Origin of the sequence: Daejeonella sp., from assembly GCF_017495225.1 — a bacterium.
Classification (GTDB): Bacteria; Bacteroidota; Bacteroidia; order Sphingobacteriales; family Sphingobacteriaceae; genus Daejeonella.
In genome coordinates, this window is the sequence record NZ_JAFEIG010000031.1 from 13,270 (window position 1) to 35,182 (window position 21,913).

Here is a 21,913-nt window from a genome sequence, read left to right on the forward strand (position 1 = left end):
GGGTTAGCACCATCTGTTAATATGATATCAGTGATAGAAGATGTAGCGTAGGCACTCACTACGACTTTATAATCAGAAACTACACCTTGATAGGCAGTTTGATTTACTCCATTCTTTTTTACCGTCACATAACCTGTTGTATTGATATCGATACTCCATGTGTCTGAAGGCAACATAGCTGTACTGAATGCCCAAGCAGATACAAAATATCCATATACGGAAGTGTTTTGAGAATAGAATTTATAGCCCCCATCAACCCAATCGTTAGGTGTTTGTGTATTGGCAGCTGGGATTAATCCAAACATGGCATAACCAGTGGTTGAAGGCACTTTAAAGCTAAGTGAAATTGGAAGCTTTAAATTTTGAGTTGAATAAGAAGAGGCCCAAACATTACCACCTCTTGTATTCATAGAATTAGCTGTTTTAGCTGTTATTCCAGAGCCAGTAAAGCTAAGCTTATTGAAATCTATACCTGAATTAAGGCAATTTATTTGTTCAGAAATATCTAATACGCCATCATTATCATCATCTATATCAATGACATCTCCCACACCATCATTATCTGTATCTAAACAGGCATTGATTGCGTTTGACAAGGCATAGTTTGCATAGGTTGAAGTATAATTTGTTGTTCCAGCAGTAGTGCCTTCGTAGTTGTTTAACAAACCATTTCTGTTGGTATCCGTTCCAGTTGGGTAAACCGTTGTACTCGTTGCCGTTTTTGAACTACTTGCTTCGATAGCATCGGCACAACCGTCACCGTCAGAATCTAGATCTAGGTGGTTCAGGATACGATCACCATCCAAATCCCAATTACAAACATTTTCTTTGAAATGGATCTCCGTTGCCCATCCGCCACCAGAGGTAGCGCTGATACCAAAAATACGGTAATATTTATAGGCAGTTGTATTGCTTGGGAACCTAGCAATATTGGAGTTGTGATTCGATAATCCACCACTTGTGGCTGTTGAAATATTGTTATAAGTTAATGTTCCTGTAACATCCGTCCACGTTGTATTATCGGTACTTCCTTGGATTTTGTAAGTAGATCCAGTAGCAAACAATTGTTGACCCTGATAATGTCCTATTTCTAAATAACCTAATGCTTTTGGCGTTGGGAATTCAAAATTAAACCATGGACTGTTATTCAATGTTCCTGTGGGGCCGCTAGTCACGTAAACATTCGCATCTATCCCATCAATTAAATTAGCAATTGTATTTCCGTTGAAGGAATAATTGATTGTGGCTGGCTTAGTAATTTTGACACCTGTTTTACTTGTTATTAGTTCTACACATGCCAATTCCACTTCATCTAATATCCCATCATTATCATCGTCAATGTCTATAACATCTCCAAAACCGTCGCCATCGGTATCTACACACGCGTTAATGCTGTTTGATAAAGCAAAGTTCGCATAGGTTGAAGTATAATTTATTGTTCCAGCAGTAGAGCCTTCGTAGTTGTTCAATAAACCATTTCCGTTGGTATCGGTTCCATTTGGATAAACCGTTGTACTTGTTGCTGTGATTGAACTTGAAGCTTCTTTAGCATCGCTACAACCATCGCCGTCGGAGTCAAGATCTAGATTATTTGGTGTACCATCCCTGTCAGTATCTGGACAAACATTTGTTGTGGTTATGATTCCAAAGTCGCCAGTAATATAGGTTTGGCCGATTACTACTTGACTAATTTGGAAGGTATTTGGTGTGAATTTATTTAAATTAATCGTATTGAAACTTCCATTTCTAGGGCGCATTTTAAACAATGGTCCGCCAGATGTTTTCGCACCAAAAACAGACACTTTTCCATCATTGTCAATAATTACACGAATTAAAGGCGCTGCTTGAGTACCTGATACAGACCATACTGATGGATACATGGTTCCATCCTCAAATTCCAAGTCAAAATTTGCAGGGGCACCATCTGGTTCATAGAATTGAAATTCAGATGGTGTAGATAAATCGGCTCCATTAATTTTTATATTAAATGAATTGTCTAGAGTCCGCACATTAACCACTAATGCATTGAATGCTGCGCCAAAAGTTTGAATATTTGATGCTCCATTGACAACATTAAAATCAATTGGGTTGTATGAAAGTGTTGACGCATCAACATTAAATGGACATTCAATTTCGTCTAATACGCCATCATTATCATCGTCAAGGTCGTTCACATCCAATGTTCCATCTGAATCTGTATCTAAACAAGCATTGATAAAAGAACTCGTTGCATATGGTTGGTATTTATTTAAGTAATTTATGGTTCCAGCAGTTGTACCTTCGTAGTTATTCAACAAGCCATTTCCGTTGGTATCGGTTCCTGTTGGGAATACTGTCCTACTTGTTGCTGTTATAGAACTTCCTGCTTCAATGGCATCGGCACAACCGTCATTATCACTGTCTAGTTCTAATGAATTTGGAATTCCGTCGCCATCTACATCGGGATTACAAACACGTTCTGTAAAGTACGCTTCTTGCACCCATCCTGAAACGGTACCAGAGACAGATGTTCCAAAAATTCGGTATTTTGAGTAGGCTGTATAATTGTTAGCCAAATTAAATTTATAGGAATTGTTGGTTCCCGTTATTGGTGTTGATGTGCCAAATGTTTGGTTAGAAGCTATTACCTTCCAAGCAAATCCATTCCAACCTTCTATGTTGTATGTTCCGGTGCTTCCAAGTGGGAAGTTACCAGCCTGACTGCTCAATTCAATCAAACTTAGTATTTTGGCCGAAGGCAAATCAAATTGTAAAATAGTTTGATTTAAGAATGTGGTGGTGGTATAGGCATCAATACTTTCTGTGCCATTGAGAATATTGGTTAAAGTTCCGCCCCAAGTTACTGTAGAAGAAACAGTAACTCCCGCTTTACTCATTAAAATAGGTGTACAATTGAACTCATCGGTATCCAATACACCATCATTGTCATCGTCTAAGTCAACAATGTCTTTAACCCCATCGCCATCTGTATCCAAACAAGCATTGATTGTGTTGGTTAAGGCATAGTCTGTATAGGTTGACGTGTAATTAATTGTTCCAACGGTTGTTCCTTCATACACATTCAATAAACCATTCGAATTGGTATCTGATGTTGCTGATGTTTCTGGGAATACCGTTGTACTTGTTGCTGTAGTTGAACTTCCTGCTTCGATGGCATCGGAACAACCATCTCTATCAGAATCAAGATCCAAACGGTTAGAAATACCATCCCCATCGGTATCAATATCTCTACATGCATATTCTAGGAAATAGGCCTCCTGTGCCCAATTGCCTTGATTAGTTAAAGAAATACCAAAGATTCGGTATTTTATATACGCCTTGGTATTGGCCGGCATGCTAAACTTAATCGAATTATTGCTGGCGAAGATGGGTTGGGTATTGGCCACCGTTTGGGAAGCAACAATATCAGTCCAGGTAGATCCATTCCAGCCTTGAATCTTATAGGTCCCGCCAGGTACAAATGGGATTTGACCTGGGTGGTTTCCTAATTCGATTAAATTCAAGACTCTTGCCTGAGGTAAATCAAATTGCAAAGCCGTTTTGCCACTCAATGACTCTATCGGATAAGCCTGATTCGTAGACCCATCGATCCCATCAACAAGGGAATTCAAATTGGCAACTCCATTGGCAAAAGTCCATTGAACCTCCGAAGAAACAGTGATTCCTGTTCTGCTAAGGAGAGAAGAGACGCAGGCCTGTTCTGTCTGATCTAAGACGCCATCGTTGTCATCGTCTAAGTCAAAAACATCTGAAATACCATCGCGATCACTATCTAAACAAGCATTTACGCTATTAATTAGTGCATTCGTAAAGTAAGTCGACTCATACCCTAACAATCCTGCAGTACTTGTATTTTCATAGGTATTGAGCAATCCATTCCCATTCACATCATCGCCAGTGGGATGTACTGTCGTACTTGTGGCAGTGGCAGATGCGCCAGACTCAATGGCGTCAGAACAGCCATCCCCATCAGAATCCAAATCAAGGGAGTTTATTTTCCCATCATTATCGGTATCAATGGTAGTACACACGCTGTAGGGCATCCCATTCATGGTATGACTTACTTCATGCCAGAATTGGTTAGGACCAACATAGGCGATTGAAGGACGTGTATCAAGTCCCACAGATATCGAAGTAGTAGTTCCAATAGCTGTAAAAGTAACTGAACGAGTTCCTGTACCATTCAAATAGGTTGCACCAAGTTCAAGACCCGTTGCAAAATCTACTCCTTTTAATTGTGGTTTAATGTCTTCTGCATCCACAAAATTATTCATCAAATTGATGGTGTAGGTATAGGTAATTCCAGGAACGGTGGTGAAATTTTTATACATTTTACCACATAAAACAGTGGTAGCACTACTTGAAACAGACCCTTGAAAATCAAAATAAGGAATTCCATTGGTAAGGCCCATGTAATCAAAGTTTGTAATAACCGTTACACTTGGCGATGGGTCATAGTCAAAACCTAGCCAGCCTGTACAATGCGACGTTATTCCGTATTGTAGGGTTCCCATTTGAGCGATTGTACAAGTACCATTTGCCACAGCAGCTATACAACTTAACTCTTGCAAATCTGGGGCACCATCATTGTCATCATCTAGATCAATGAAATCCCCTATTCTATCCCCATCTGTATCAATGCAAGTATTGATTAAACTGGTCCTCGCATTGAGGTAGGTATAGGTACCCTTAAATATTCCGCTACCAGCGGTCGTTTCTAATGCATCGGCAAAGCCATTGGCTCCTGTTGTAGCAGGATCAAAGAAGCTCGTGGCAGAAAAAGCGGTGGTACCTATTAGTGCTGTACCTGCTTCAACTGCATCACTACAAGAATCGCCATCCGAGTCGTGGTCTAAATGATTTGGCCTGCCATCATTGTCATTAGCAGAAATACAAGTTGGTTTTTGATACAACTGATTTGGAGAATCAGGAATCACAAAACGCGCGGTATGCACGCCTCCATAACTTGAAGTTCCTGCCACACCAATTAGCCTAAAGAATTTGAATTTAGCACTTGTTGCTAAGGTATTGTTTATAGTAAGTGTTCCAGTATTTGCACTAGAAGTGATTGCTGCTGACAAATTGGTCCAGCTTTGATTATCACTTGAACCCTGTAACCTAAATGTACTGTTGGCATCTGCGGAAAGTGCCCAACTTACCAAGTCGAAAGTCATGGCAGTCAGCGGAACATAATCTGCTGCAGTAAACTTGAAAATTTCTTTCCCTACCCAATTTTGGCCAGTTGCAAATGCAGATGCAGTTGACGAACTAGCGTCGATTGAATTTCCAATAACATAGGAAGTGTTATGTTGTGTTAATTCAGAAGAAACAGCAATCGGTATTCTTAATTCTTGATTGGTATAAAAACAATCAGGAGATTCCACATTGTCTATAACCCCGTCGTTGTCGTCATCCAAATCAAAATAATCTACAACGCGATCACCATCAGAATCTAGGCAAAGGTTAAACGCAGCGGAAAGTGCAAAATCATAGGTGGCATTGTAATTAACTGTTCCAGCGGTAGTGCCTTCATATTGATTTAACAGACCATTTGAATTGGTATCCGTAGTCGTTCCATTGCTAACAGGAAAGACCGTTGTGCTAGTTGCAGTAGTAGAGCTTCCAGATTCAATGGCATCGGCACAGCCATCACCATCTGAGTCGAGATCTTGGTGGTTCAGCTTTTGATCTCCATCAGTATCATTCGTACAAATTGCTTTTGGATTGGCTGAAGAATTAAAATCTGGGGCAATATTAAACCTAATTTCTCCCACACCACCATACCATGAAAGACCGGATGCTCCAATAATACGATAGTGAATAAAAGATTTAGTAGGCTCGATTGTATTGCTTATCACAAAATCATTTGAAGCAGCTGTTGAAGTTACCGCAGCAGATAAATCTGTCCAAGTTATATTATCAACAGAGCCTTGTAATTTAAAGCTTGCAGTACCATTGGTAAGTGGCCAACTCACCAAATTACCTAGAGTAACTCCAGTAATTTTAATAGACGATGCCGCAGTTAATTTAAAGAGTTCTAATCCCACCCAATTGATATTCGGTGCAAAAGCAGATGCAGTTGCAGGATTATCATCAATTGTACTAGCAATTAAATAGTTTGAATGCATTGACAATTGCGTGCTCACCGCAATAGGTCTCTGTAATTCGCTGGCAGTAAAGAAGCAGCTCGGCGATTCAACAGCATCTAAAACGCCATCATTATCATCATCCAAGTCAAAAATGTCTTTTACTCCGTCACCATCGGTATCGGCACAAACATTTAAGGTAGATGCTAATGCAAAGGAAAGATAAGTTGATACATAATTGATTTTTCCGGTGGCTCCTTCGTATTGATTCAACAAACCGTTGGAATTAGTATCCGTGTTCGTTCCATTAGTTACAAGAAAGTCCGTTGTGCTAGTGGCTACTGTAGAACTTCCCCCTTCAATCGCATCGGAGCATCCATCGCCATCTGAATCTAAATCAAGTCTGTTAGGAATGCCGTCATTATCTGTATCAATATCTGCCACTCCGCATATTGCCCTAAATTCACTTAGGAAAATGTTATATGCTGAGTTAACCGTTTGCCCTACAGTAGAAATTTGACCAATGCTGTTATTATTGACGTCGTACCATCCGCTGGAAATGTTTAATCGGATTTTCGTAACATTATTTAAAGCGGTCGGGAGATAAAAAGCTTGTACCCCCGGCAATGCACCGCTAGAATTGGGCTGAGCTGTCGTGAAAACCTGCGATGTATAGATTTTTCCACCATCATAAGTTACAACCACAGTAAAGTCTTTTACAGGACCGTCTCCCCCACCATAGTTTGTAGCATCAGGCGCCCACAAAGCTACCCCGCCAACATTCGCATTGGCCGGCATTGTATATTCGATGAACCCTGAAGTTTCTGGTTCTTTGAGCAACCAAGCATCGGATATCGTTGCTGGAGCAGTTGCCAGTGCCGAGAGACCTGATCCTGTAAATCCTGAGCCATCTATTGATAAAGTGGCTGTTGCACTTCCCCAAAATGGACTTGAGATAGCAGAAATAGGAGTCAAGGTCTCCGAGGAGCATGTCCCCGATTGTTCACTTACATCCAAAATCCCATCGTTATCATCATCGATATCGATTAGATTAGGAACCCCATCACCGTCGGTATCCAAACAACCATCTATGTTTTTATCAGTAGCAAATTGATAGCTATACAAACCCTTGTAAACTCCTGATTCTGGACTGGTTTCCAATACATCTATAAATCCATTGGCACCTGTGGTCGTATTGTTAAAAAAGCTTGTGGCTGAGAATGCTGTCGTCCGGGCTAGTGCCGTACCTGCTTCGATAGCATCCGCACAACCATCCGCGTCAGAATCTAAATCCAAATGGTTAGGACTATTATCGATATCTATGTCATCTAAACAAGTGATTTTAGGAAACAGACTGGTATTTGTACTTGCATGGAGTAACAATGTAGCATTGGCGACACCGCCATTTGAACCTGTTCCAGCAACCCCAATAATGCGGAAATATTTGAAGCTTTCAGCGGATTGAAGTGTATTTGGAAGAATAAAAGAACCTGTTGATGCGGTAGATGAGAGTGCACCAGAAAGATCAGTCCATACGATATCATCTTTTGAACCCTGCAATTTAAAGGTATTGGTTGTTGCACTTGATAAAGCATAAGTACTTAAGTCGAGCTTTAAACCCGTAATTTGTATTTGTCCTTTTGCTTTAAATTTAAATATCTCTCTATTTACCCAATTTTGACCACCCGTAAATGCTGAAAAAGAACCAATTGAATTATCAATTGCATTTCCAATCACATAAAGCGAATTAGATGAACTTTGGAAAATCTCCAATTGTGTGCTTACCGCTTCAAACTCCCCTACTTCTTTCAAGTTGTAGAAACAAGATGGTGATTCTACCGCATCAAGTATCCCGTCATTATCATCATCGATATCGTAAATATCACTGATGCCATCCTTGTCAAAGTCTAAACAAACATTTATACCAACAGCGGTAGCTAATTCATAGGTGTATACGCCATTGTAAATACCATTATCTACTTGGCCCTCTAAACTATTTGCAAATCCATTTGTACCAAACCCAGTAGTAAAGACATAATCTGCTGTCTTAATGGAAGTTGTTCCAGATTCATAAGCATCACTACAGCCATCATTATCTGAATCCAGGTCTAAGCTATTTCTAATACCATCTCCATCGGTATCACAAGCGCCAGAACCATTAAATGCGTTAAATTCAGCAAATAAATAGGTTGGCGCAAATTCGTTGTCTTGACCTAAGGTAATGGTGTTCGTACCCGTTAAGTTAATTGGTAACAACTGATAGGAAGCATTCAGTAAAACTAATTCTTGGTAATTACCTGCTCCTTGCGTACCATCTAGTGCTAATATTTTGGTTTCACCAAATCGATTGATCACAACTCGAAGTAATGGACGAGGCTGAGTATTTCCATAGGTCCAAACGTGGTTTGGTGCATTTACAGCAACTCCATTTGGTAGAACCATCAAAGTACTACTAGCCGTGTATACTGTTGTCCCCATGTTAGAAAGGTTCAACTCACTAACGGTAGAAATATTTACACCATTCACTTTTAGGTTAAAATTGTTGTCGATATTCCAAATATCAATGTACAGTTCTTCTGGGAAACCAGTTAAAGAATGTGATTGTAAAGCTCCAGAGCTAATTTGAAAACGAGGTAAAATCGGTTGAAAACCAGGGGTTGGACATTCTACTTCATCCAGTACACCATCATTGTCATCATCAAGGTCGAATACATCAGTTAAACCGTCTCCATCTGTATCCAAACAAGCGTTTATAGTGTTGGTTCTGGCATTGCCATAGGTATAGCTTATTTTTGAAATACCAGTTTCAGCGCTTGTTTCCAAAGCATCGGCAAAACCATTCAATCCGAAAGGACTTGCTGCTAATCCTGTAGTTGATGAAGAAAGTACCTTTGCTTCCACTATATCGAAACAGCCATCCCCATCAGAATCTAAATCCTGATGATTTAATTTACCATCATTATCCGAATCACTAAAGCAAGTCAATTTAGGATGTGCACTCGGATTATAATTAGTAGCCGTTTCAAAATAAACCTCATCAGACCATCCGCCTGAGGAGTTTATTCCTCCTCCAGAAGTCCAGTAAATATCATAGAATTTATATTTAGAGGCATTTTTGGTTACTGTAAACACATTGGCATAGTGGGCTCCTAAGAAAGGAGGGAGCACGCTTACTCCCAAAGTGCCGGTAGTATTGCTATAAGCCAATGGATTAGATAATTCTATCCACGTTGCCCCATCATTTGAACCGCGAAGCACCAGATTAGTACCTGCAAGGAAATGTGTCGCTGTGGTGGTATATCCCAAGTAAATTTTACTCAATTCAACAGGAATATTCATATTGAAAGCATAAACTTGCTTAGCAGCAACAGTCTCGCCAGCAAATCTAACAGCAGTATTCCCTATACCATCTAAATTATCCACCAATTCTGATGGTTGATTGTCTGATGAAAGCATGTTTAATGGAGTACTTACCCTAATCTCTCTTCTATCGCCCAAGAACCAATTCTGAGCAGTATAAAAACAACTTGGCGATTCAATCGCATCAAGAATACCGTCATTATCATCGTCTAAATCCGCTTGGTCAAATACACCATCTGAGTCTAAATCTTTACAAAGAGAAAGGTTATTACTCAAAGCATTGGGAAAGTAGGTAGAGGTATAGGTAGTTAGCCCATTATCCACAGCAGATTCAAGTGTATTATCAAAACCATTTAATCCAACAGTTCCTGAAAATCTAAAAGTAGGATCTGTATTTGCTGTAAGACCTGCTTCTAAAGCATCCGAACAGCCATCACCGTCAGAATCTAAGTCCAAACTATTAGGAATCCCATCTCCATCGGTATCTAAGAAAGTAACACATTTACTATACACCGCTAAGCCAGCTGTGCCAGACGTTGCTGTTGATTCCAAGATAGTAAAGCTCAATTCTACAATACCTTTTGTCTTAGCACCAGGGATATTTTTAAAATGAACAATTCCCCAAGATTGCGCATCACCAGAGGTTAGATTTGACGTTTGAAAGAAAGGTGTTCCTGGAGCAAAGGGTGCTCCATAATTTTTAGTGAAATTACCCGTGAAATTATTTACATTATTGGGCTGTGGCGTCCAGATAGCTGCCGTAGGCGCAAAAGTAGTGGACAGATTAAAATCTATGTTTTCTATAATCGTACCATCCGACAATTTAGCCGTGAACTTACCATATCGATCAAAATCATAAATAGATGCAAACTGTAGGGCAATGTCCTCTACAGGTGAGTCAAAAGTAAGGGTATAACCTGGTTGGAATTGATTAAACGAAAGTCGCATCCAAGAAGGGAAGGCTGCATTATAACCAAAAGCTCCAGTTGTGGATCCATTGATGTTTTTAAGTGTAAATGGAACCGTTCCTGTACAGGTTGCTTGTTCAATTGTATCTAGTATACCGTCATTGTCATCGTCTAAATCTATTAAATCGATTACACCATCACCATCGGTATCCGTACAAGCTACAATTGTATTATCTACTGCATAATCATAGGTATACGTACTTTTATAAATTCCATTATCTGCAGTGGTTTCGAGGCTATTTAGTAACCCATTCGTCCCGTTCCCTGTAGATGGATGAGCAAAGTTGGCCGTTTTGCTTGTCGTAGTTCCTGCCTCGAAAGCATCCGAACAGCCATCACCATCTGTATCTAAATCTAAATGGTTAAACTGTTTATCCCCATCTGTATCATTTACACAGTTAGGTTTAGGAAATAGGGAAGCCTGATAGGTTGCTAAATTGACATCAAAATATACCTCAACAGCTATTCCTGAAGATATATTTGCAGCAGTAACTCCATAAATACGATAGTACTTATAAGCTCCTGGATTTGTATTCAGTGTAAATTTATTGGAGTTAGGTAAGGTAAGTACCCCAACAGCTGTAACATTCGTAGCATTTGCAGGAGGAGTTATATCAGCTGTTAAGTCCATCCATGTCAAGTTGTTATTCGAACCTTGTACTCTTACACTTGCTGTTCCAGTGAAAAGTTGTGTAGCAGATGTTTTTTGAATATAAATCGCATCCAATTGCATTGGCTTCGACAATTCTATTTTTAATAATTCTTTGTTCAATTGCGATTGTGCAGGTGTTGATACAAATTGAACAGCAGCTGATGTTGATCCCAAACCATCCACTAAGGCACCTAAATTATTATTTGGCGCTAACAGGTTCAATTCCGAAGTAACTTTTGCAAACAACGATTTATCTGTACTGTTCCATTCGTTCGGTTGGAAGAAACAACCTGGCGATTCGACAGCGTCTAAGATTCCGTCATTATCATCGTCGATATCATCCAAATCATTTATCCCATCGTTGTCCGAATCGCGACAGGCAGCAAGATTTCCGCTAAGAGCAAAAGGAACGTAGCTTGAGGAATAATTAATTGTACCAGGTGTTGTTCCTTCATATACATTCAAAAGGCCATTCGCATTCGTATCTGTTCCTGTTGGGAAAACCGTTGTACTTGTTGCTGAAGTTGAACTTCCTGATTCGATGGCATCGGCACAACCGTCAGTATCAGAATCAAGGTCCAAATGATTTAGTTTTCCATCATTGTCAAAATCTGTTGTGCAAATTGGTTTTGGTAAGAGAGAAGCTTGGTAATTGCTAGTATTTACATCAAAATAAAATTCGGATGCTGTCCCTAAATCAACATTAGCAGCCACTGCACCATAAATTCTATAATAACGGTATGCCCCACCATTCACAGCAACCGTAAATTTATTGGAATTGGTCAATGACACTGCGCCATTTGCGGTCACATTTGTTGCGTTAGCCGGATTGGCCGCTGCAGTAAATAAATTGGTCCAAAGCGTGTTGTCATTAGAACCTTGCAACCAAACATTTCCTCCTGAAATTTGGGTTGTACTTGTTTTTTGGAGGTAAATAGCGTCTAAATGAACGGGAGCAACAAATTCAAATTTAAATAATTCTTTGTTTAATTGAGATTGGGTTGGCGTCGTAACAAAGCGAATTGCCGCTGTAGCACCTCCAATATTATCCGTTAAATCCGTAAAGAAATTAGTCGGAACAATAGTGGATAGTTCAGAAGTGATTTTTACATAGCCAGATTTATTAGCTGTATTCCAATCTAATGCACTAACAAAGCAGCTTGGCGATTCTTCTGCATCCAAAACCCCATCATTATCATCGTCAATGTCAAATAAATTGGCTATGCCATCCGTGTCTGTATCCGTACATGCATTGAATGTAGTATTCAAAGCATAATTAAAATAAGTTGAAGGATATTTAATTGTCCCAGCAATAGTACCTTCATAAACATCTAAGAAACCATTTGTATTTGCGTCTGTACCTGTGGGATAAACCGTGGTACTAATAGCCGTTTTAGAACTTCCTGACTCAATAGCATCTGAGCAACCGTCGCCGTCAGAATCTAAATCCAAGTAATTAGGAATTCGATCATAATCGAAATCTTGGTTTGGCCCTTCCAGACAATTCAAAGGTTTCATGAATGCAAAACCATGGTTGTCGCAATTATTGCTGCTGAGTAACCAAATGTGCTTTATTCTAAATCCTGTAACCGAACCAATAACTTGAATACGACCGAATGCAGAATTGCTTGGTTGGTTGGTAGAAGAAATTGGCGGAGTGGACAATGTTAATACATTGCCATCCACAACGGTTGGGGCACTTACATCTAAAATTCTGAATTTAATAGGATTACCATCTTGGTCAAACCATTCTTCGCGTGCAAAATCTATACCGTAGAATGCAACAATAGGATTAACTAAAGTTTCAGCAAAATTGTAATTAATGAATACTTCTTGACCAGGAGTCATACAAGTGGTTTCATTTTTTCCACCACCTGTTACTACTGGGAAAAATGTTCCGAAGTTAGCTACTGGGTCATTATAAGTCACACCAATAGGTGTAACCATTTGCCCTAATGTTGGTTTACACCAGAAATCTTCATCTGTGTCTAAAACACCATCATTGTCATTGTCTAAGTCAAAAACATCACCTACTCCATCCCCATCTGTATCCAGACAAGCATTAACAGAATTAGTCAAAGCATAAGCGGTATATGTTGACGAATAATTCACCGTTCCTGCAGTGTTTCCTTCGTACACATTCAATAGTCCATTCCCATTGGAATCTGTTGTTCCTGATGTAGTTGGGAAAACTGTCGTACTTGTTGCAGTGGTTGAGCTTCCTGCCTCAATGGCATCGGCACAGCCATCGCCATCAGAATCTAAGTCTAAATGGTTTAGTTTTCCATCATTGTCTAGATCATTTGTACAAATTACCTTAGGGAATAAACTTGCCTGGTAACTTGGTAAATCTATGTCATAGAAAATTTCGGAAGCCACCCCTGATAAAACATTTGCAGATGCAGCACCAAATATTCGATAATACTTGTACGCAGCAGAATTATTGTTTATCTCAAATTTATTAGAATTTACTAATGAAATTGAACCATTTGCTGTAATGTTTGTGGCATTTGCCGGATTTCCAGCTGCAGTTTGCAAGTTTACCCATTGGGTATTGTTATTGGAACCTTGCAGCATCACATTTCCACCAAAAATCTGTGTTGCAGTAGTTTTTTGAATGTAAATGGCGTCTAATTGTACTGCTAAGCCAAAATTAAATTTAAAAAGCTCTTTGTTGGATTGGTTTTGTGCTGGCGTTGTTGAAAATTGCACAGCAGCCTCACTTAATCCATCATTTAATTGATTTAAATTGGATGTCAACATCAATAATTCGGATGTAACATCTACGAAAGAAGATTTATTGATTTGGTTCCACTCTGTGGCCGTATAAAAGCAAGCTGGAGATTCCACTGCATCTAAAACCCCATCATTATCATCATCAATATCTAGAAAATCGGCAACCGTATCTCCGTCAAAATTTGTACAAGAAAATGAAATTGAACTGGAATTATTGGTATAAGAACATTCTATGATGCCACTTTTACTTAAGTCAGCAAAAGAATTCCCAATATCATTTACTATTGCGAAAATCTGCGTACTGCCTAAATTATTGAGGTATAAATTAGCGTTAAACACCTCAGAAGAACCAACATTTACTGTTTTATTCGTTCGTATTGTTGCTAAAAAGGAAGCCTTAGGCTGTGTCGGATTTCCTAAATAAAATGATACCGGAGTACCAGAAGGTAAATCAGCATCTCCGCCATTAGATATAGTAAATTCTAAAGAAATAAAGGGACAATTAGCTTCAATTTCATCAATATTGATACTTGCATCTGGTACTTTAACTATCCCTGGAGGCAATGCCAATGCATCATAATTAGCTACCCCATTAATATAACTAATACCACTAATTTGTGTGAGGTATTTGTTAAAAGTAAAAAGACCTGAGTTTAGCGGAAAAGGCAATCCCACATTTTGTTCTTTTACTGGAACTGTTAAATCATTATTAATATTTACTGTTCTATAATTTCTTTGGTTCCAACGGTTCAAAGTATTTTGCCAAGGATAACTACCACTTGCCAAAACATAAAGATAACCAGTAAATGGAATGTCTTCGCCAACTGCACCTCCAACAGCAACAATTTCAGCAGTACCATCACCATTCACATCTGCAACAACCGGATGCTCGGCCCAAGTAGCCGTAGCAATATTAAATGATGCTTTTACAACAACAGGAAGTTTCGAAGCATTAATAATTGATAACTGTTGCTCTCCTAAAAATAATATTTCTTCTACCCCATCACCTTCAAAATCAAAAGAAGTTACCGAAGTTTCAGCATATCCAATTCCATCATCAACAGTAATTTGCCAGATTACTCCAGGTGTGGCATTGGTCTTATAATTCACATTATAAGCAATTAACTTACCCGTGTTTACAACCAATATTTCAGGAAAATCTTTCTGCTTACCATCTTTTGTATCATTATACAAATTGGCCGCCATAGGCATACCAGAAGTTGATGTTCCTCCTGTGCGTCTTAATAATACTGAACCGCCATTTGGATCCCAAATAATAAAGTCACCAGTTGAACTAGAGCCATAAAACACGTCAATATCTCCATCCAAATCTACATCGGCAATACCTGTTCTACCATCATCATTAATTGCAATAGACGACAAATAGGTATTCGCTCTTCTTAAAACAGTTAATTGATTGGTGATAAAGTTTGGTGCATAAACTGTTCCTCCAGCAGCTAATTCCTTACCAGGATTAGAAAGAATAATATCCGCTGCCACAGCATCCGCATGCGCGTAGGCTAAACCTCCACCAAATGGCATTGATAGTCCGTTTGAAATAACTCTTGTAAGCGTATTAGTGAGCGGATCAAATTTAAAAATATCTGTTCCTACATAAATCTCAGAAATACCATCTTCATCAAAATCCACAAAATTAGGTGACGCTGAGGGTCTTAAAACTGGTAAATCTGACTTGGCAATATAAGAACTTGGCGTGCTAGTGCTACCCGGACTTACAAGTACAGTATTAGGGAATAAGTAAAGAAAACCATTCGCATCAATTACCGCAATTTCAGGATTCCCATCTCGATTTATATCAGCAACAGCTGGCTGCATGGTTGAGTTTCCAACCTGTTTCAACATCGGTATGGTAATATTGTTGGTGGTTTTCGAAAAATTAGAACCATCACCCTTGTAGATAATGATACCAGTTCCTGTTTTAACCAATATTTCAGCAATACCATCATTGTCTAAATCAGCAACCGTTGGTGTAGTAGCAGTCTCTATTCCATACGCACTTCTATAAACCTGCCTGATATTCATATCTGCTATTTCAATAGCAGGTCCGACGCATTCTGGAGTTGTTAAATCATTGGAAATGGGATCTATCAAATCTGGCAAGCCGTCGCCATCAGTATCAGTACATAAATTGAATGAACTTTGTAAAGCAAAAGCTGCATAAGTTGAATTGTATTTTATTGTTCCCGCAACTGTTCCCTCGTATTGATTCAACAATCCATTACCATTACTGTCCGTTCCTGTTGGAAAAACTGTCGTACCTGTTTCTGTTGTTGAACTTCCTGCTTCAATTGCATCGGCACAACCATCGCCGTCGGAGTCTAAATCCAAATGGTTTGGTTTACCATCCGTATCTGTATCTAAATTAGTGCAGCTTATCTCTCTAAAATAAACCTCTTGGGCCCAATTAGCCTGACCCGTCATGCTGATAGCAAAAATTCGATAGCTTTTATATGCTATCACATTGCTTGACATATCAAACTTTATCGAATTTGTTGTAGCTAATACTGGAGCGGTATTGGCCACCACTTGTGAGCTCACAATATCAATCCAGCTAGTACCACCATCATTAGAACCCTGAATTTTATATGTTCCGCCTGCAATAAATGGCGTCTGGTTTACATTATTCGCTAATTCTATGAGGTTAAGTAATTTAGCAGTTGGTAAATTAAATTGTAAAACAGTTTTGTTTGCGATGGCAGACTCACTTGGATATAATTGCTGACTGAGCGTACCATCAACTAAAGCACCCAAATTAGTAGGCGCATTTTGATAGATCCATGCCACTGCAGAAGTTACCGTAACTCCAGTTTTACTCATCGAAGTACGGGTACAAGTCTGCTCTGAAACATCTAAAACCCCATCATTATCATCATCTATATCTAGAAAATCTGCTGCCCCATCTAAATCAGAATCTAAACAGCTAAAGGTTTTGAAGGCTATATTATTTTCGTATGAACACTCTGGAACAGTAGTATTCGGCGACCAAGTACTTAAATTAAATGGTGTAGCGGTAGTTCCTAAATCATTAACTACAGCATAAATACTTGTTCCTACACGATAAATTGTTGCGGAAATTGAAATGTTTGCACTTGCGCCTACCGCAATGCTCGCAGTAGTTTGAGCGCTACCAATTAAATTGGCTTGTCCAATAGTAGGATCAGCATCATACAAAGAAACATACACTCCGGCAGGTAAAGCCGCCGCACCAGAATTTGAAATGCTTGCCGATACTGTTAAATTGGGACAAGTACCTGTAATAGAATTAATTACAATACTTGCATCAGCTCCTAAAGTAAATCCATATGGCACATTTGACCCTAAAGCATCCGCAAATTGCAATTGTGCTACGTTATTATTTAAAGCAGCAGAACTTGCCGAATTGTTTTCGGTAGCTGGGACTGTTAAATCAGAATTAATATTTACAATTCGATAATTTCGTTGGTTCCAATAATTGGGCGCACCTTTCCAAATAAAGGTATTGGGTGCACTACTAAATACACGCAATTTACCATCCGCAGTAACGGCAATATCCGCTTCACCATCATTGTTAAAGTCGCCAATAATTGGGTACTCACCCCAAGTGGATGAAGCCGCTGGAATATTTACGTAATTAACTGGTACAGCTAGATTTCCATTAATAATTCGCAAGGTGCTTTGATCGCGATAAACAATTTCACGAATACCATTTCCATCAAAGTCAAATGCTGTGACTCCAGTTGAACCAGACATGTCATTGGTATTGATAGACCAAACGAATTGATTCGTGCTACCTAAAGCGGTAGTGAAATTCAGATTATATGCTGTTACAATACCAGCACTTGAATTCAATGAATTTACAATAATCGCCTCTGGCAAATCTTTTGCCCTGCCATTATTTGCTTTTTCGTTATAAACATTTGCAATCAGAGGCAATCCTCTCACGCCAAAGTTAAAAGCAGGTGGAATTCTTCTAAATAAAACTAAAGATTGATTTGGGTCCCAAATATAAACATTGGCTGAACCGTTGTACACTATGTCTAGGTCGCCATCCAAATCCATATCGGCAACAGCTGTGGGACCATTATCCCCTGCTGCAGCACCAGATCCAGCAATAGTGCTTAAATCTTTAAGGATGCTCATGGTACCGGAAGCCAAGTTTACTGCATAAACTCTTGAACCATACACTAATTCCTTACCAGGATTTGATGCAAGAATATCTACAACAACCACATCAATTGCTGTCCCAGTATCACCCGAAGTTGCACCAACGTAGTTTAAAGGAGTGCCTGCAACTCTTTTCACCAACGCTCCATTCACTATTCCGAAAATATCAGAACCAAGAACAATCTCTGCTGTTCCATCCTCATCGATATCGACTATATAAGGAGTAACATTTGAGGTATATTGAGAAGCAGTGGTAGATTTAAATAAGAAATTGGTTTCAGAACCACCAACATTATTGAAAATATAGACAAAACCTGCGGAATTAACCATGATCACCTCCGGACTAGCAGTCGCCGTGATAATATCTGCGATTGCAGGTTGAACAGAACGAGTGCTTGAGGTATTAATTACATATTTCTTTGTCGCTGTAGTGGCATTTGAGCCATTACCAGCATAAACAAAATAACCAGAATTATCAGATGCAGGTACAAGCAAATCTGAAATGTCATCGCCATTCAAATCTGCCGCAGTTGGTGTTCCACCATTCCAGATTCCGGTATTACTCTCAAACTTTAGAGCAATTCCCCAAGGAGATGCAGGAATTGGACTATATGGTGCATAACAATTTGCATTATTTGATGTAGCTTGGGCCATAATTTGGTCCGAACCGATCAATAATGCAATTAAAAACAATATTAAAAAGAAATATTTTTTCGTAATTATCATGCTTTGCAAACAAGATTTAATTTAAATTCTTTAAAAGATATAAAATTTCTAATTAATTAACAAATTGGAAAGATTAGATCAAGCGAGCAAAAGTGAAAAAAACGGGTGAGAATAGGGAATTGGAGAGCCACAAATGAGTCCAATTTTATATTTGTGAACTCATTAAATTTTTTATTCTAAGTACTTATACTTAATTTAGCGTAGAATACTCAGACATAAAAGTTAATAACTCAAATTTTAGCAAGTATAAAAACAATAAAAAACATAGAATCCCTCCAACTGTTTATAAATCAGGCTCTTGTCAACTAATACCCCAATATTAATCACTAAAACAGCATAAAAAGGGGTTTTTAATTTAGATAAAACTTGAAATTAAGACCATATCAAGGTTAATATTAAAAATACCTTTCACTCCTAGCATATTCTTAAACAAACTAATATTTATTTATCAGTGTAATGATTCCTGTACGTTTCACTATTTTTCCATCTCGATCAAAAGCTTCAATAAACCATAAATAGGATTCGGTACCTTGATCAGAGGACCTAAAACTTCCATTCCAGCCATGATCTTTTTCTTTAGTCTCGAAAACTAAATTCCCCATTTGATTATATATTTTAAAGCATATTAGCTTATTAATACCTAAAAGAATTGGTTTGATTATATCATTAATTCCGTCGCCATTGGGTGTAAATACATTCGGAATTATTATATCAATTTTACAGGTATCATCATCTAAAAAGTTGGGAATACCATCTTTATCGCAATCATCGCTCCCGTCCTCGCCATTTTTGAGCCCATCCTTATCACAATCACCAAGGTTCCAACTTATGCTTGGAGTAAGTGTGCGATTAGCCAAATTAAAATCACATGGCTCCAAGGGGTTTGTTAAATCGGATAGCTCCATCAAATTACTTACACCATCCCCATCACAATCGGAATTATTCCAAGCACTATTTGGTTTTAGCGTCTGACTTGCTAATTTAAAAGAACATGGATCTTTAGGGTTTGTACCTTTTTCTTTCTCAACGAGATCAGGAACCCCATCTCCATCCGAATCCGCAATTAAAACTAGACTAGCTTCCCCGCGAGTAGGTACAGCATTCCAAATAAATTCCGCATACACCACGTTGCTAAGCTTGCCGGCATCTAAATCAGACTGCTTTACATTATATTTAGTATTGAAAGTCTTAATTTCTTTCGGACTCAAAACTTTAATTATTTCACTCAAACCAGTTAATGGATCCCTAACAATCACATCTAATAAAGTAACATTTCCTGTATTTGAAACTGTAATAACATAATCTAAAACATCACCAATACTTGAATAAAATGTTTGAGGAGACTTTTTTATTAAATTAATAGCAGGTAACTGAGTGGCGTTCACCGTTTTATTCGCAAATACTTCCAATTCAATAGATCTATAATTAACACTTGCTTTAGCGGTATTGATAAGCAATCCCGCATCTATATCTGTCTGATTTACAGCATAACTCGTATTAATTTCCTTTTTCTCACCAACCTTTAACAAGCTCAATTTTTCCGACAATCCTGTTAATGGATTGCTAATAAAAACATCTATTAAATCAACATTTCCAATATTGCAAACGCTAATGGTATAATCCAGTTTATCACCCACAGATTTAAATGTACTTTGTTTCAGCTCATTGGTAATATTCAATTTAGGGTCTTCTACTATGAATTCTATCTGACAAGTCTGTCCACCAATACTCAAATCAAAATAACCTTTACCACCTACATTAGCGGTTCCTGAAATGGTTAAAGTGATTGATCCATTTCCCTCATTAAAAAAACCAGAATTAAGGGTAGCTGTTAATCCAGAAACACCAATGGATTGGAGGACCTGCTCAGTATAAAAACCTCCATTTCCGCCTTCATATTTAATGGTTAAAAGATTAGATATGGATTCACCCTTCACAATTGGATACAAATATTTTACCTGTTCACAATTTAGAGCATCAATTTTACCAACAATTTGATAGAGACAAATGCGGTATGCAAATGGATAAAATAAATCCCATGAAGCGTCTAATAAATTACTTTCGGGACTAGTATTGAAATAGGTCATGCCCCCATAGAAATAGAAATAACGCTTTAGATAGGGCTCAGTACCCGATTTCCAACCTGGATTTAAAGTCGGAATGGAATCCGTACCATCTTCATTATTATCAATTATATAATAATAGATATAGTCGCTAAGTCCGTTAAAGCCAAGAACCTCAAACTGCCCCATAAATGCAGGTGCAGAAAAAAGCATATTATTATCTAGATCAAAAACCTTAATGAATAGACCGTCTGTGTTTGCAGGTTCTTCATCCCTATCCTTCACGCAATCCTTATTTATATCATTGTATGATAAAACCCAAAAATCAATTGAACTTTGACTAGGCTCACTAATATAAATTGGAACCTCACAGGTCTTTCCGCCAAAATTGATAGGTATAATTGCAGGATTTGCATTATCTGGAGTACCCTGCACACGATATACTAAATTACCACCTTCGGGATTGATAGTGCCCGCTTGAAGCCTTGCTGTGAGAGTGCCATTACCTAAGCTTAATAGCTCACCTTCAGGGTAAGAGGCAGCAATACCTCTAGAATAGGAAACAATTACATTAAACTCTGCATATTGGCCAATTGTAATATTATAATAATTGAGCTCGCAATTAATATCATCTATAACAAAAGGATCGTCAAGTAATAAAGATGAAGAATTAGGCTCGGGATATTCAAAAAAACTTTCGGGTTCTGGATTAAGCCCTAAACTAAACGGGTGAGCTAAAACAGTATTGAAATTCCATAATAAACCGATAAAAATCAGCTTAAATAGCAAACATTTTTTCAAATTCAGCATAAAACCTTAGAATAAATGAGACTAACAGCAACATTTTTAAATTATTTAAAATATTGCCGATTAATTCATATTCGAATTTAGAAAAAATATGTTAAAAATAAGTATTTATACTCAATAATATTACATTAAGGTTTAATTAATTAATTTAAAATATTTAATACACCCCGTAGGGTGCCCCCTTGCGGGCCACCTAATCAACCATGAAAATATAATATGATAGTATAGGTAGGGTGCCCCCTTACGGGTCACCAACCATGAAAATTTTTATATAATAGAAAGGGGACCCGCTAGGGGTCCCCCGACAACAACGATAACCACATTTTAATAAGGTGAATTATTATTAATTCT

At 38.3% G+C, this 21,913-nt stretch carries 2 protein-coding genes (1 of these 2 cut by a window edge); both read right to left on the reverse strand.

Translation table 11 applies throughout. The annotated features are described in order from the left end of the window. Nucleotides 1-18,692, reverse strand: part of the annotated coding region (locus QZ136_RS11460) for an Ig-like domain-containing protein (RefSeq protein ID WP_291403637.1) (this coding region is incomplete at its 3' end). The annotated region extends 13,269 nt beyond the left edge of the window; 18,692 of its 31,961 annotated nt are in view. Between the two features lie 434 nt (nucleotides 18,693-19,126). Continuing rightward, on the reverse strand, nucleotides 19,127-21,565 hold the full coding sequence (locus tag QZ136_RS11465) for a gliding motility-associated C-terminal domain-containing protein (RefSeq protein WP_291403639.1): 2,439 nt from the start codon (nucleotides 21,563-21,565) through the stop codon (nucleotides 19,127-19,129). Between the last annotated feature and the right edge of the window lie 348 nt (nucleotides 21,566-21,913).